Source organism: Bacillus sp. A260 (assembly GCF_009861435.1).
Classification (GTDB): domain Bacteria; phylum Bacillota; class Bacilli; order Bacillales; family Bacillaceae_G; genus Bacillus_A; species Bacillus_A cereus.
Genome location: NZ_CP046398.1, coordinates 3,261,090 through 3,274,408 on the forward strand (window position 1 = coordinate 3,261,090; position 13,319 = coordinate 3,274,408).

Below are 13,319 nucleotides of genomic sequence, written 5' to 3' on the forward strand. Positions count from 1 at the left end.
GAAAATTATAATGAGATTAGAGAGCGAGAGAATTTATTTAAGGCCTCTTTGTCAGCTAGATGCTCCTATTATATTAGAAAGTACAATGGATGATGAAATAAGATATATGACTGGAACTAAGTCCACTTTTTCATTGGAGCAAATTACGAAACATATAGATCATATAAATAATGATTCAAGTCGCTATGATTTCGCTATTTGTTTACAAAGTACTGACAAGATGATTGGAGAGTTGTCGATTTTAGATATCGATGAGGAGAACAAAAGAGCAGGATTCAGAATATCAATGCTTTCAATAGCATTAACAGGACAAGGCTATGGAACGGAAGCTATTAAAATAGTTTTAAGATTTGTTTTTGAACAACTATCATTAAATCGTTTACAGTTAGAAGTATTTAGCCATAATTTACGCGGAATTAAAGCTTATGAAAAAGTTGGTTTTGTAAAAGAAGGAACCTTACGTCAATCTTTATTTTATAACGATACATACTCAGATGAAATTAGTATGGCCATACTTAAAAGCGATTATATAGAGAGACCTTTGTAAATGGATGCACTTAATCTATTAAATAAATTTAAAGAACCTTACCACAATAAAATGCAGTAAGGCTCTTTCATTTTTATATCAAATAACAGCTCTTAAAACATGTATAATCGTATTAATACCAAATAGTCTCCGCATAATTATATGCATCACTATTCGGAATTGCATGTTTCCCCTGCGCTTGCGCCTTTCTTGGATCTAAATCATATACCATTGGCGTATAGCATGATGTTTGCCCTTTATTTACAACACCATTTCCTCCAGCACTTCCGCAAGTGTAGGCCTTTCCATCTGTTTTTCTAACAATCCTTGCATCAGCTTCGTTATTATAAACTGCCGAGCGGGTTACAGTAACTTTTGCCCACGCTGTTTTACACGTCGTGCTAAATTTTAATTCTACATAAGAATTTGAATCAATCCACTTCTTTTCTTTCGTTACTGCAGATTGATCACAGCTGTTATAGTAAGGACTTTTCCCATCATATGAATGATCTTCTGCGTATACTTTATCGCTATTAGTCGTGCTAAACATACTAGTTACAATGAGTAAAGATAGCAATAAACATGCACTCGTCTTTTTTAAAAGTTTCATATCATTTCACTCCTTTCTTAATAACGTGCTGTTTTTCCGTAACCGTTATTAAACGTAACTGCTTCAGCATCTGCTGTGTATCCGAAATCAGCAGTTAAATCAAATACCATTCCTGTATAAGTGCTCGTTTGACCTGTTTTTATTGTGCCGTTCCCCTGATTAGAAGTAACTGATTTTTGGAATACACCATTTTTGTATTTATTCACAACAGCGTACGCGTACACTCCTCCCGAAACAGCTGGTGCTGGTTGATCTAAAACAAACTTAGCCCATGCTGCATGACATTTATTACTGTAACGTAAATACACTGTCCCTACTTTTTTACTACCTTCATATACAGCTGTAGATTTTGCATTAAATCCATCTGCATCACACGTCGTACTTCCCCCGTATACTTTCGTTGTTGCTGGATTTTTCCCGTCATAATAACTGCTTAAATCAGTAGCTGCAAATGTACTTCCTTGGAAACTAAATAATACCCCTACACTCGCTGCACTTAACACACATACTTTCATTAGCTTTTTAAACATTGTAAATCTCCTCCCTCAAAATAAGTACGTTTATCTATCCCCTATGTACGCCCCTCCTTTCATGCTGCCTAGAGGCATCTTACAGAAACGAATAAAAGTTGTAAATTCCCTTACGATTATTGGAATATACAAAGAAATTTACTTATCCTTTTAAGAAAAAAAATTGAGAAATACAAATTTGAAGACATCCTTTATTTCAAACATAAAAGAACCGATACTTGTTACATGCAAGCATCAGTTCTTTATACAAAATTGCCATTTTTTCTTTTTATAAAATAAATATTTCTCCACTTAATCCGTTGTAAAGAACTCCCTCGTTACATCAATAAATTGCTGCAGTGGTGCTGTCATCCATTTATCTTTATGCCAAGCAATTTGTGTATAAATTGGAGATATTGTTTCGTTTAACATTAACTCCTTTAACGTCCCTTCCCGTATATCTTTTTCTACTACTATCGCTGGTAAAATGGCTATACCTAAATCTGCAATAACACATTGTTTAATTGCTTCAACACTCACAAATTCAATTTTATTTGCTGGATATACATCTTCCCCGCGAAATAGCTCTTCAAATAAAGTCCGATACGAGCAGCCTAATTCTGTTAGTAAAAGTGTTTCACTCTCTAAATCTTTTATAGAAACTGAAGGTTGTTCAAGTAAACGATGCGTAGGAGCAGCTACTACTTTTAATTCTTCTTTCATAAGTGGTTCCACATGTAAAACATCTTCTGTTTTACATTCGTCCAAAATAAATGCAAGATCTACTTTCCCCTCCATCAATTGTTCCTTCGCATCTTTATTTGAGTGTGCTGGTTTAAATATAAGTTTTATTTGAGGAAATTGTGCTTTAAACTTCTTTAATATAGAAGGCAGTCTGTATGTACATTGACTTTCTTGTGCACCAATTATTAACGTACCTGCTATTTCTTCATCATCTTTCACAGCCATTTTCGCTTCGTTACTGAGTGCAATCATCTTGTCGGCATATAGTTGAAACTTCCTACCTGCTTCAGTTAAGAAAAGACGTTTCCCTAATCTCTCAAATAGTGGTGTACCGAGCTCAGCCTCTAATGTTTTAATTTGTGCTGTAACGCTCGATTGGGCAAAGTTTAATTTCTTCGCAGTTTGTGTAAAGTTCAAAGTATGTGCCGCTACTTTAAATGTAATTAACTGTTTTATTTCCATTTATCATCCCTCTTTTCAATCGATATTTCCGATTGATTCCATCGAAATAATCCTCTTTGTCTATTGATATTTGTATTGTATGATAAAGAACATCTATAAACAATATAAATGGAGGTATTCCATATGAAAGCACTTTGTTTCGAAACATTCGGAGACGCTAATGTTCTACACTATAAAGAAATACACAATCCAATCATAAGTCCAAATGAAATTCTTGTCCGCACGAAAGCAATCGGATTAAACTTCGCTGATATTTATAGACGCCGCGGCGATTATCATCTTGCTGGCAATCCGCCTTATGTATTAGGTTATGAAGGAGCTGGAATTGTTGAAAAAGTAGGAGCTGACGTTACTACTATCAACCTAGGAGACCGTATTGCATTTGCGGACGTCCCATTTGCAAATGCAGAACTAGTTGCCGTTCCACCTGAAAAAGTAATCCCACTGCCAGATTCTATTTCTTTTGAAACAGCCGCTTCTGTCTTATTACAAGGATTAACTGCACATTATTTAACGCACGATAGCTATCAACTAAAACAAGGTGATATAGCTTTAGTACACGCTGCAGCTGGTGGCGTCGGTCAACTTCTTATTCAAATGATTAAACTACAGGGCGGAACAGTAATTGGTCTTACATCATCAAAAGAAAAAGCAAAGATAGCTACATTAGCTGGTGCCGATCACGTATTTTTATATACCGAAGCATGGCATATGAAAGTACTTGAAATGACTAATGGAACTGGAGTAAATGTTGTGTATGAATCAGTAGGTTCTACATTAGGGGAAAGTTTTAACGCTACTAAAATTGGCGGTACTGTCGTATTTTACGGAATGGCTGGTGGTAATCCTGCGCCAGTTGATCCGCGTATGCTTATGGATACTTCAAAAACTTTAACTGGTGGAGACCTTTGGAACGTGCTTACCACTTATGAAGAACGTAAAAAACGATCTACTCAATTATTCGATTGGATCGCAACTGGAAAATTAAACATTTCAAATCCTACTACATTCTCTTTACAAGACGGTGCTCTTGCTCATGAATTATTAGAGAGCCGTAAAAGCACAGGGAAGATTTTATTAATCCCATAATTCACAAAATGAAAAGGAAGCTAGATTTCTCTACCTTCCTTTTCTTATTTCTATTTGAGATTTAATTATATTTCCACACTTTCTTTCCCTTTTGCAACATAACTCATATCTCCAACCGACTCGACTGTATATGTTCCATCTTGGTATACAATCTTCGTCACACTAGCATTTTCCACCCCAAGTTTTGTTTTGCTACTGTCTAACATTTCTATTAAGGTAGTAATCAAAAGCCCATGAACGACAACTAAAACGTTACCGCCACCATTTCCAGCAGCTTCTTCACTAATTTTATCTATCTCAGCTTTTATGCGAGTAGAAAATAATTCCCAATCTTCCGCCTGTTTTGTAGGATCTGCTACTCTAATAAGATTAATCACTTCTTGAATAGAAAACTTCATAAGTTCTTCTGGTGATGCAACGCCTGCAGCTTTTCCAACCACATCCCACATATTCTCAAGTTTTTCACCTTCAAAAATACCGAAATTTAATTCTCGCAAATCTTTTCTTTGCTCAAGTTTTAATTTTGATTGCTCACTATATTTTAATACTAAATTAGCAGTTTCAATTGCGCGGCCGCTATCACTACTATATGCATTCATAAAATGAATATCTTTTAATCCTGTCCCTAAATTTGTGGCAACTTCAACACCTTTTTCTACTAATGGAGAATCAGCCCAACCTTGCGCGCGATGATTCGTATTTAATATTGTTTTACCGTGTCTTGTAACATATAACGTAACTGCATTCTCATTGCTATCTGTTTCTCGCTTATTCATTTCATTCTCTCCCTTTACGTTTCTATATCAATTTTACCACCTCAATTATTCATTGAGCAAAATATACGTCAGTAGATCCGCTTAATAAAAAAAGCTATCTTTCTGTATATCCATACAAAAAGATAGCATCTTTTATGATTACATTTCTTAACCGTTACTCCTACTCAGCAAAAGCACTCGAATATTGTACAATTCCTTTTACACCTCGAAGAGAATTTTCTGTTAATTCCATTATCATAAATACCTCTTCAGGCACTTCAAACGGTGCTTTTATATTCCACTCACTTGCTTTCTTAAAACCAAATTTCGGGTAGTACTCTGGATGTCCCAATACTACAACTGATCCGTATCCAAGTTCTTTCGCTTTTTCTAATGCAGCTACAATCAGTTTTCCACCAATTCCTTTTTTCTGATGACCCCTAGCAACTGAAACTGGTGCAAGCGCTAACGATTCTACAGAAGTTCCATCTTGTTCTATTGTAATTTTCGATAACATAATGTGACCAACTATATCTTCATCTACCGCAACAATTGATAACTCTGGAACAAACGCGTCACATTCTCTAATACGTTTTACAAGTTCATGTTCTGTTTTATCACTAAATTCTTCCTTTAAAAATGCTTCTTTTACGACTTCTTCTGTTTTTCTATAATCATTTTTTTGTTCTTGTCTAATCGTTACCATTTTAACTTATCCTCTATTCTTTCTTATTTCTTTTTGAATTTTACGCAGTGCTTTTTTCGATCCGCGCTCAATATCGTGTTGCATTTTTCTTTCTTTATAATCAACAAATAGTGTATTTAAATCGTATCCTTCTGGATATAACTCCTTCGCTGCTACTTCTAAAGTAATACGTTTTACATTTACTTCAACGAATTCACCGTTATAATATACAACAACGTTATAAAAATTATCTTTTTCCTTATAGATGATACCAAAATCATCATGATCCAATAAATTAACACGATCGCCGATTTTGTACTCATAATGAGATTCTCTTTTTTCTTGTACGAATTTCGGTTTTCTAATTTTACTTTCATTCACTTTTTCTAAAGCGTACTCTTTATTTCCCATGTACTCTTTCGCCCTTTTCAGTACATGTTCTTTTACGTTCATTTTATTCGCAATCCAAAGTGCATTACTTTCTCCTGATTTTCCGATAACTAATTTATAAAGCGGCTCTAACGTTTCACTATTAAACTGCATCGCTGCATTCATAAAGTCATCATGCATTTCTGAGAATCGTTTAATTTCTCCGTAATGCGTACTCGCAACGGTAATACATCCCGCAAAGTACAACTCTTCTAAAATAGAAATTGCAAGTGCTGCACCTTCATTTGGCTCTGTACCGCTCCCTATTTCATCAAATAAAAGTAACGTATTATTATTTGACATCCTCATAATCTCAGAAAGATTTTTCATATGAGATGAAAATGTACTTAGTGCGTTTTCGATACTTTGATTATCACCAATATCTACAAATACATTTTCAAAAATAGCGATTTCTGTCCCTTTATCTCCTGCAATATGAAGACCTGACATTGTAGCTAATGTTAACAATCCAATCGTTTTTAACACAATTGTCTTTCCGCCCGCATTCGGCCCTGTAATAATTAAACTACGATACTCTTGACCAATTTTAAAATTCAAGGGTACAACTTGCCCTGTTAAAAGCGGATGCTTACAATTCACTAAATGAATGTAGCCATGATCATTTAACTTCGGTTCTATTCCATCAATCGATTTACTAAACTTCGCTTTCGCAAATACCATATCATACTGACTAATTAGCTCCATGTTAATCTTTATACTATAAATATTTTCTAATACCATCCCTGATAAAGTCGCTAAAATTTGATATTCTTCAACCGCTTCTTCTGCTTTCAAACCTGCTAGTTCTGCATTCAATTTCGTAACCGTATGCGGTTCTATAAATACAGTAGAACCTTTTGCCGAGGCTTCAATAATACTTCCAGCAACTTGATTTTTATAGGAAGATTTAATTGGAATCGTATAACGGTCATCCTTTTTACTAATAAAGAATTCCTGAATGAATTTCTTATTTGCACTACTATTTAAAAACTTCGTTAAACGTTCTTTTATTTTCCCATCTACAGAATCGATATTATTTCGAATTCGTTTTAACTCTTTACTTGCAGCTGCATCAATACTATTTCCTTTAATTGAAAAGTTAATTTCCTCTTCAATACTTTTATATTCAGTCATTGAATTTGCATAAGAAGCTAATACTGGTGCAAAAAATTCTTTATCTAACATAAACTTTTTAATCTTTCTACATCCACGTAAAAAGTCTGAAACACTCACTAATTCTTCTGGATCTAAAATCATACCTTTTTCTAATTTTTGAATTGTACTAGCAATATTAGAAATGCCGAAGAAAGGAACATGCCCTTCTGCATCTAATATAGCTCGTGCTTCTGTCGTTTCATTCAACCGATTTCTCACTACTTTTATACTCGTACTCGGCTCTAATTTGTTTAATAATTCCTTACCTAATCCACTTACACAATAAGATTTCACTATATCCTTTAATTCGTTATATTGTAACTTTTCAAAAGTCATCGTATTCATTTTGTTTCTCCTCACTATGATTGATTTTTATCATAAATGAAGATACCTACTCATTAGATTCCAATGAATCATATATAAAATTCCATAATTATACAATAAAAACATATACAAAAAAGCTGCGGGGATACCGCAGCTTTTACATTTACAAGGCATGTGTAATAACGTATGAGGAAATAAGCCATAAAAAATAGATGGCAGTCCCTTATTACACGCTTTATAAAGTATTGTAGGTATCTTCATAGGTTTTGAAATAAATGCATGACAAAATTAGGGGTATGATGTACATAAAAATCCCCTGGTCTTATCCGATTTATTTCATTAAATTTTTCCTATTTAATACCTACCGCACTCACAAAAAGCACCTCTCATTAATTTATATTATAGTCATTGAAATCTAATTTATTGAAATCATCATACTATATGTTACGTGAGAAGTAAAGGTGTCATACTTTAGTAGTACGTAACTATAAATTTCAATATTGCTTAAATTAGGTCTATATTCGCTGAAGAGAAATTATAAGAAGCGCCTCCGCTATTGCGAATGTCATTTACTTCCCCAAATACATTTAATAATTATGACAAGCAATGATAGGAGGTTTACTATATGAATGAAGAGTATAGTATTTTACACGGACCTGCTCTGGAACCAAATTTAATCGGTCCCACACTACCATCAATTCCACCATTTACATTCCCCACCGGACCTACTGGAATCACAGGACCTACCGGCGCGACAGGTTTTACCGGAATTGGAATAACTGGTCCTACCGGGGTTACAGGTCCTACCGGGGTTACAGGTCCTACCGGAATCGGAATAACTGGTCCTACTGGGGCTACAGGTCCTACCGGAATCGGAATAACTGGTCCTACTGGGGTTACAGGTCCTACCGGAATCGGAATAACTGGTCCTACTGGGGTTACAGGTCCTACCGGAATCGGAATAACTGGTCCTACTGGCGCAACCGGTTTAGGGATTCTTCCCATATTTGGAACAATAACTTCTGAAGTAGGAATCGGTTTTTCAGCAGTAGTTAATACAAATATTAATTTTACCATTCCAGGACCTGCTAGTGGAACTACCCTAAATCCATTAAATAATTCTATTACAATTGATACCACTGGCGTGTACTCTGTATCCTTTTCAATTGTATTTGTAATACAAGCTATATCGTCTAGTATATTAAATCTTACAATAAACGATTCCATTCAATTCGCAATTGAAACGCGAGTTGGTGGTGCTTCTGGGGTGAGAGCTACATCCGCCAGAACTGATTTACTACCTTTAAATCAAGGGGATGTTCTTCGAGTACGAATAAGAGAAGCCACGGGTGACATTATATATTCCAATGCCTCTCTTGTTGTTATAAAGGTCGACTAGCTCTTTTATTACAATAAAGATTTATGAAAAATAAAGTGAAACTTTAATAAGCCCTCACCAATCGGGCTTCCCACAAATAGCGGGATAAATATGCACAATATAAAAAGAAGAGGAAAACTTATATTTCAGTCTACCTCTTCTTTTTCATCACCAAATTATTGTTGAACATATATGGAAACTGATCCTCCACTTACTTGGAACTGCCCCCATCCGTCCTTATTAATTGTTACAGTATTTGTTTGATTACCCGTAATATCGTACCATACTTCCCCTGCGTTATTCTTTCCAACATCCATCCACTTCGCCCCTCCTGGTCCATCAGAGATTAATGTTGCTAAACCAGAATTAGCATGTACACTATCACCTTCTCTTGTCCAGCCAATCACATCCGGATGATCAAAATAATCACGCTGCGTACCATATGCAAAGTTTTTTCGTGCCGTCAAAATCGGATCAATTTTGTCCTTTAACGCTGGAATTTCATAGTTACTATTTCCTTTTGTACCATAGTAATCACCATAGAAAACAGAAGGATACCCCTCTGCACGCGTTAAAATAAATGCATATGCCAGCGGTTTGAACCAAGGGCTCACTACAGATTCCAATGACTGACCAGGCTGTGAATCATGATTTTCAACTAGAGTAACCGCAAGTGTAGGATGATTCGCAACTACCGTTCCTTTTAAAATATTTCTCATATCATAATTTCCATTTCCTGTTGAAGCATAATGAAAATTATAATGAAGTGGTGCATCGAACACAGATTGATTATAATTAACCTTCGCTAAATAATTATTTAAAGTCTGGATATCATTTTGCCAATATTCAGCTACTGTAAACATTTCTTTCCCTGTTTGCTGTCTAACATGATTTACCCAATCGCGCAAATATTCATGATCAATATGTTTAACAGCATCTAAACGAAAACCATCTAAATTTAATTCATTCGCATACCACGTTCCCCATTTTTTCATTTCATTCGCAACATCTGGATGATCAAAATCAAGATCCGCATACATCAAATAATCATAATTCCCATTCTCGCTAGACACTTCCCAGTCCCATGCTTTACCTATGCCCCTAAATTTATAAATTCGGTTTAATTTCCTTCCTTCATCCCAATCCGTTCCGTCAAAATGATACCATTTCCATTTGAAATTAGAATAAGAATCTCCACGTCCTGGAAAGTTAAATCCCGTCCACGCACTAATTTCATAATCACCTGATACTTCAACATTTCGATTGCTCGGGTCTACCTCAACTGCTGTTACAGTTTCTGTATAATCAGCCCCACCTTTATGATTCATAACTACATCACCGTATACATCGATGTTTTTCTTATGTAAAGCGTCAATTGCAGATTTCAATTGTGCTTTCGTCCCATATTTCGTCCGCACTGTGCCCTTTTGATTGAATTCCCCCAGATCATATAAATCATATGCTCCATATCCTACGTCATTTTGCGTAGTTCCTTTATATGCAGGTGGTATCCAAACAGATGTAATTCCTTTTTCCGCTAAATTTTCAACATCAGTACGCAAACGATTCCAATGATTCCCATCATTCGGAGCATACCACTCAAAATATTGCATTAACGTTCCATTGTTAACTGTGTCTGCATATGCCTTACTCCCCTCATATATACTAGGTAAAAACATAACAACTGACAATCCGACTATTGTTATTCTTTTAAACATCTGTACACCATCCCCTTCCGAGAAAGCGTTTGCATAGTTTATCAGAATTATTATAATATTCGTCCCACCGTTAGTAAAGTAGCAATCTCTCACTCTCCCATATTATTTTTAATCTAATTTCAAATATTCAACGTAGTTTTAATTTCACATCCTATTCAAGATTGTTTACAATTTACCTATAAAAGCATAACGGAGGGATTTCTATGACAGACTTTCAAAAACAATTTTTCGCACGATTACATATAGAAGAAAAAGACACAGTTTCATTTGAAGATTTATCTAACATTATGTACGCAATGGCACAAACTGTTCCTTTTGAAAACTTAAATATTCTCGAAAAGAATTTTAAAGAAATATCAAAAGAAAATTTGAAAGAGAAAATTTTAGTAAATAACCGTGGCGGTCTTTGTTATGAACTCAATCCTACTATGTATTACTTCCTGAAAGATTCTGGATTCGATGTTCATCTCGTTTCAGGAACAGTTTATAACGCTGCAAACTCCATATGGGCTGTTGATTCTGGCCATATCGCAACCGTTTTAACACATCATAATGAACTTTATTTAATTGAAGTAGGATTCGGATCATACTTACCTCTTGCCCCTGTCCCTTTCTCAGGTGAAGTCATTCACTCTGCTACAGGAGATTATCGTATTCGTAAAGAAATGACCGAAAAGGGAAACTACATTTTAGAGATGCGGAAAAACAATGAGTTCTTGGATCAATCTGCTGCTGATGATTGGACGTTAGGCTATGCATTTTATATAGAAGAAGTGGATGAAGAAAAAGCAAATACAGCACAAAAAATTATCGTTGAACATGAAGGATCACCCTTTAATAAAGTACCTCTTATTGTAAAACTAACTGAAGATGGGCATGCCTCTTTAACGAAAGATAGCCTTACAGTAGCGAAAAATGGTAAAAAAACGAAAGAAACCGTTACAGACATGCAATATACAAACCTTTTACATTCAAAATTCGGAATTACACTATAAGTATGTAAGCCTTGTTATTTTAGCAAGGCTTTTCAATTTTCAGCAGGGATTTTTTGCAATTTGTTGTATTTCATAGTTATATAGAAATATAACTACATGTTTAGAAAGGAAATGATTATGACAGAACTTAAAGATCGATTACAAGTAGCTGATATAGAAAAATGGGATTTAACAGACATTTACCATACAATTGAAGATTGGGAAAGTGATTTTCATAAAATTGAAGTATTAACGAAGGAATTACACGAGTTTAATGGCAATATTCACGATGGCAATAGTTTATTAGCTTATTTAACGAAGATTGAAGAAATTTCTAGCATAATATCTTTAATGTTCGCTTATGCACGATTACAATCTGACCTTGATACACGCAATACTGACGCGCAATCTCTTGTCGATAAAGTATCACAATTACACGTGAAAGTAAGTGCAGCTAAATCTTTCTTTTCCCCCTTCTTACTTAGCATAGACGAAAGCACATTACATTCTTACATAGAAGAAACAGAAGGCTTACAATATTATAAAGAAGACTTGTTTGAATTATACCGTTATAAAAAACACGTATTGAATAAGGACCAAGAAGCAATTTTATCACAAATGGGTGAAGCTCTTTCTTCTCCACAGCACACATTTGGTATGTTAAACAATGCAGATATATTATTTGGTGAAGTGACGACTGACGATGGAGAAAAAGTGAACTTAACACGCGGAATGTATGCAAAGTTAATAGAAGATACGAATCGTGAAAAGCGTAAAGAAGCTTATAAAGCATATTACAAACCATATGTTCAGTTAAAGAATTCCATCGCATCTACTTTATCCGCTGCTATTAAAAATAATGTTACTGTTTCGAAGCTAAGAAACTATCCATCAGCGCTAGAGAAATCATTATTTGGCGATATGGTTCCGAAAGAAGTATATGAAAACCTAATTGATACAACGAAAAAAAACATTCAAACATTACATACATACAATGAAATTCGAAAAGAAAAATTAAACGTAGATGAACTAAGACAATACGACTTAGGCGTCGATTTAGTAGAAGGTGCAAAACAAGACATTCCATATAGTGAAGCATTTGACATTATGATTGCATCACTAGCTCCTTTAGGAGAAGAATATATTGAAACATTAAAAAGTTTTAAAGATAAAAGATATATAGACGTAAGGGAAACACCAGGAAAACGTTCTGGTGCTTATAACTTTGGTGTATATGGTGTTCACCCTTTCATTCTTTTAAATCATCACGATGATTTAAACAGCCTGTTCACTCTTACTCATGAATGCGGACACGGTATGCATACGCACTATTCACATGGATACCAACCAAGAATTTCTGCACATTATTCTATCTTTGTCGCAGAAGTCGCTTCAACAGTAAATGAAGTGTTATTAATTCACTATTTATTAAAAGAAGCAAAAGAAACGAACGTACGTAACCATTTAGTTAACCATTTTATTGAGAAATTTAAAGGTACTTTCTTTACACAAATTATGTTTGCAGAATTTGAAAAAATCACACATGAAATGGCTGAACAAGGTAAACCATTAAATGCACAAGTATTCAGTGAAATTTATGAAAAGCTATTTAAAGAATATAACGGTGATTCACTTGTATTTGATGAAGAAGTAAAATACGGATGGGCTAGAATCCCTCATTTCTATCGCCCGTTTTACGTATACAAATATGCAACTGGATTCGCATCTGCCATTCAAATCGCTGATAAACTATTAAGCGGTGATCCGAATGCTCAGAAAAATTATATTGAATTCCTTAAAGGTGGAAGTTCAGACTACCCATTAAACTTATTGAAAAAAGCTGGCGTCGATTTAACAACGCCAGAACCGATTGAAAGTGCATTGAAACAATTCACTCAACTTGTTGAGGAGTTTTCAACATTATAAAAAGCATGCAGAGTATATGCTCTGCATGCTTTTTA

Annotated in this window: 12 protein-coding genes; 5 read left to right on the forward strand and 7 right to left on the reverse strand. The window is 34.8% G+C overall.

Annotation, left to right across the window (positions count from 1 at the left end):
* Positions 1-10: 10 nt before the first annotated feature.
* Positions 11-547: a GNAT family N-acetyltransferase gene (locus GD442_RS16430; protein WP_001235429.1), complete on the forward strand. Its 537-nt coding sequence runs from the start codon at positions 11-13 to the stop codon at positions 545-547.
* A 112-nt stretch (positions 548-659) separates the two neighbouring features.
* Here the strand turns inward: GD442_RS16430 and GD442_RS16435 are convergent, their stop codons facing one another.
* From GD442_RS16435 to GD442_RS16445, 3 genes are all read right to left on the reverse strand, one after another.
* A complete protein-coding gene (locus tag GD442_RS16435; RefSeq protein ID WP_000771158.1) occupies positions 660-1,136 on the reverse strand; it encodes a DUF2690 domain-containing protein in 477 nt (158 codons plus the stop codon).
* A gap of 17 nt (positions 1,137-1,153) precedes the next feature.
* Positions 1,154-1,666 carry a YjfA family protein gene (locus GD442_RS16440; protein WP_000473741.1) on the reverse strand — a complete coding sequence of 171 codons (513 nt, stop codon included), beginning with the start codon at positions 1,664-1,666 and terminating at the stop codon, positions 1,154-1,156.
* A 291-nt stretch (positions 1,667-1,957) separates the two neighbouring features.
* Entirely contained in the window at positions 1,958-2,851 is an 894-nt protein-coding gene (locus GD442_RS16445; protein WP_000403894.1) for a LysR family transcriptional regulator, read from the reverse strand.
* 123 nt (positions 2,852-2,974) lie between these two features.
* Between GD442_RS16445 and GD442_RS16450 the strand changes: the two genes are divergently transcribed.
* On the forward strand, positions 2,975-3,940 hold the full coding sequence (locus GD442_RS16450; RefSeq protein ID WP_000645272.1) for a quinone oxidoreductase family protein: 966 nt from the start codon (positions 2,975-2,977) through the stop codon (positions 3,938-3,940).
* Between the two features lie 65 nt (positions 3,941-4,005).
* Here the strand turns inward: GD442_RS16450 and GD442_RS16455 are convergent, their stop codons facing one another.
* The 3 genes from GD442_RS16455 to GD442_RS16465 form a co-directional block, all read right to left on the reverse strand.
* Positions 4,006-4,716, reverse strand: coding sequence for a histidine phosphatase family protein (locus GD442_RS16455; protein ID WP_001042044.1), 711 nt, complete (start codon positions 4,714-4,716; stop codon positions 4,006-4,008).
* 160 nt (positions 4,717-4,876) lie between these two features.
* Positions 4,877-5,401, reverse strand: coding sequence for a GNAT family N-acetyltransferase (locus tag GD442_RS16460; protein WP_000256470.1), 525 nt, complete (start codon positions 5,399-5,401; stop codon positions 4,877-4,879).
* Between the two features lie 6 nt (positions 5,402-5,407).
* Positions 5,408-7,309: an endonuclease MutS2 gene (locus tag GD442_RS16465; RefSeq protein WP_001095187.1), complete on the reverse strand. Its 1,902-nt coding sequence runs from the start codon at positions 7,307-7,309 to the stop codon at positions 5,408-5,410.
* Between the two features lie 604 nt (positions 7,310-7,913).
* Between GD442_RS16465 and GD442_RS16470 the strand changes: the two genes are divergently transcribed.
* Positions 7,914-8,687, forward strand: coding sequence for an exosporium leader peptide-containing protein (locus tag GD442_RS16470; protein WP_159365132.1), 774 nt, complete (start codon positions 7,914-7,916; stop codon positions 8,685-8,687).
* Positions 8,688-8,842: 155 nt separating this feature from the next.
* On the opposite strand, the gene amyS is transcribed toward GD442_RS16470, so the two are convergent.
* A complete protein-coding gene (amyS, locus tag GD442_RS16475; protein WP_000476408.1) occupies positions 8,843-10,384 on the reverse strand; it encodes an alpha-amylase in 1,542 nt (513 codons plus the stop codon).
* Between the two features lie 203 nt (positions 10,385-10,587).
* Between amyS and GD442_RS16480 the strand changes: the two genes are divergently transcribed.
* Positions 10,588-11,379, forward strand: a complete 792-nt coding sequence (locus GD442_RS16480) for an arylamine N-acetyltransferase family protein (RefSeq protein ID WP_000129192.1) — start codon at positions 10,588-10,590, stop codon at positions 11,377-11,379.
* A gap of 117 nt (positions 11,380-11,496) precedes the next feature.
* Complete coding sequence (gene pepF / locus GD442_RS16485; RefSeq protein ID WP_000137527.1) at positions 11,497-13,284, forward strand: oligoendopeptidase F; 1,788 nt, start codon at positions 11,497-11,499, stop codon at positions 13,282-13,284.
* The last annotated feature ends 35 nt before the right edge of the window (positions 13,285-13,319 follow it).

Excerpts from the sequence above, each read along its gene's own strand:
- GD442_RS16430 (WP_001235429.1), top strand. The coding sequence starts at position 11 with ATGAGATTAGAGAGCGAGAGAATTTATTTAAGGCCTCTTTGTCAGCTA.
- GD442_RS16435 (WP_000771158.1), bottom strand. The coding sequence starts at position 1,136 with ATGAAACTTTTAAAAAAGACGAGTGCATGTTTATTGCTATCTTTACTC.
- GD442_RS16440 (WP_000473741.1), bottom strand. The coding sequence starts at position 1,666 with ATGTTTAAAAAGCTAATGAAAGTATGTGTGTTAAGTGCAGCGAGTGTA.
- GD442_RS16445 (WP_000403894.1), bottom strand. The coding sequence starts at position 2,851 with ATGGAAATAAAACAGTTAATTACATTTAAAGTAGCGGCACATACTTTG.
- GD442_RS16450 (WP_000645272.1), top strand. The coding sequence starts at position 2,975 with ATGAAAGCACTTTGTTTCGAAACATTCGGAGACGCTAATGTTCTACAC.
- GD442_RS16455 (WP_001042044.1), bottom strand. The coding sequence starts at position 4,716 with ATGAATAAGCGAGAAACAGATAGCAATGAGAATGCAGTTACGTTATAT.
- GD442_RS16460 (WP_000256470.1), bottom strand. The coding sequence starts at position 5,401 with ATGGTAACGATTAGACAAGAACAAAAAAATGATTATAGAAAAACAGAA.
- GD442_RS16465 (WP_001095187.1), bottom strand. The coding sequence starts at position 7,309 with ATGAATACGATGACTTTTGAAAAGTTACAATATAACGAATTAAAGGAT.
- GD442_RS16470 (WP_159365132.1), top strand. The coding sequence starts at position 7,914 with ATGAATGAAGAGTATAGTATTTTACACGGACCTGCTCTGGAACCAAAT.
- amyS (WP_000476408.1), bottom strand. The coding sequence starts at position 10,384 with ATGTTTAAAAGAATAACAATAGTCGGATTGTCAGTTGTTATGTTTTTA.
- GD442_RS16480 (WP_000129192.1), top strand. The coding sequence starts at position 10,588 with ATGACAGACTTTCAAAAACAATTTTTCGCACGATTACATATAGAAGAA.
- pepF (WP_000137527.1), top strand. The coding sequence starts at position 11,497 with ATGACAGAACTTAAAGATCGATTACAAGTAGCTGATATAGAAAAATGG.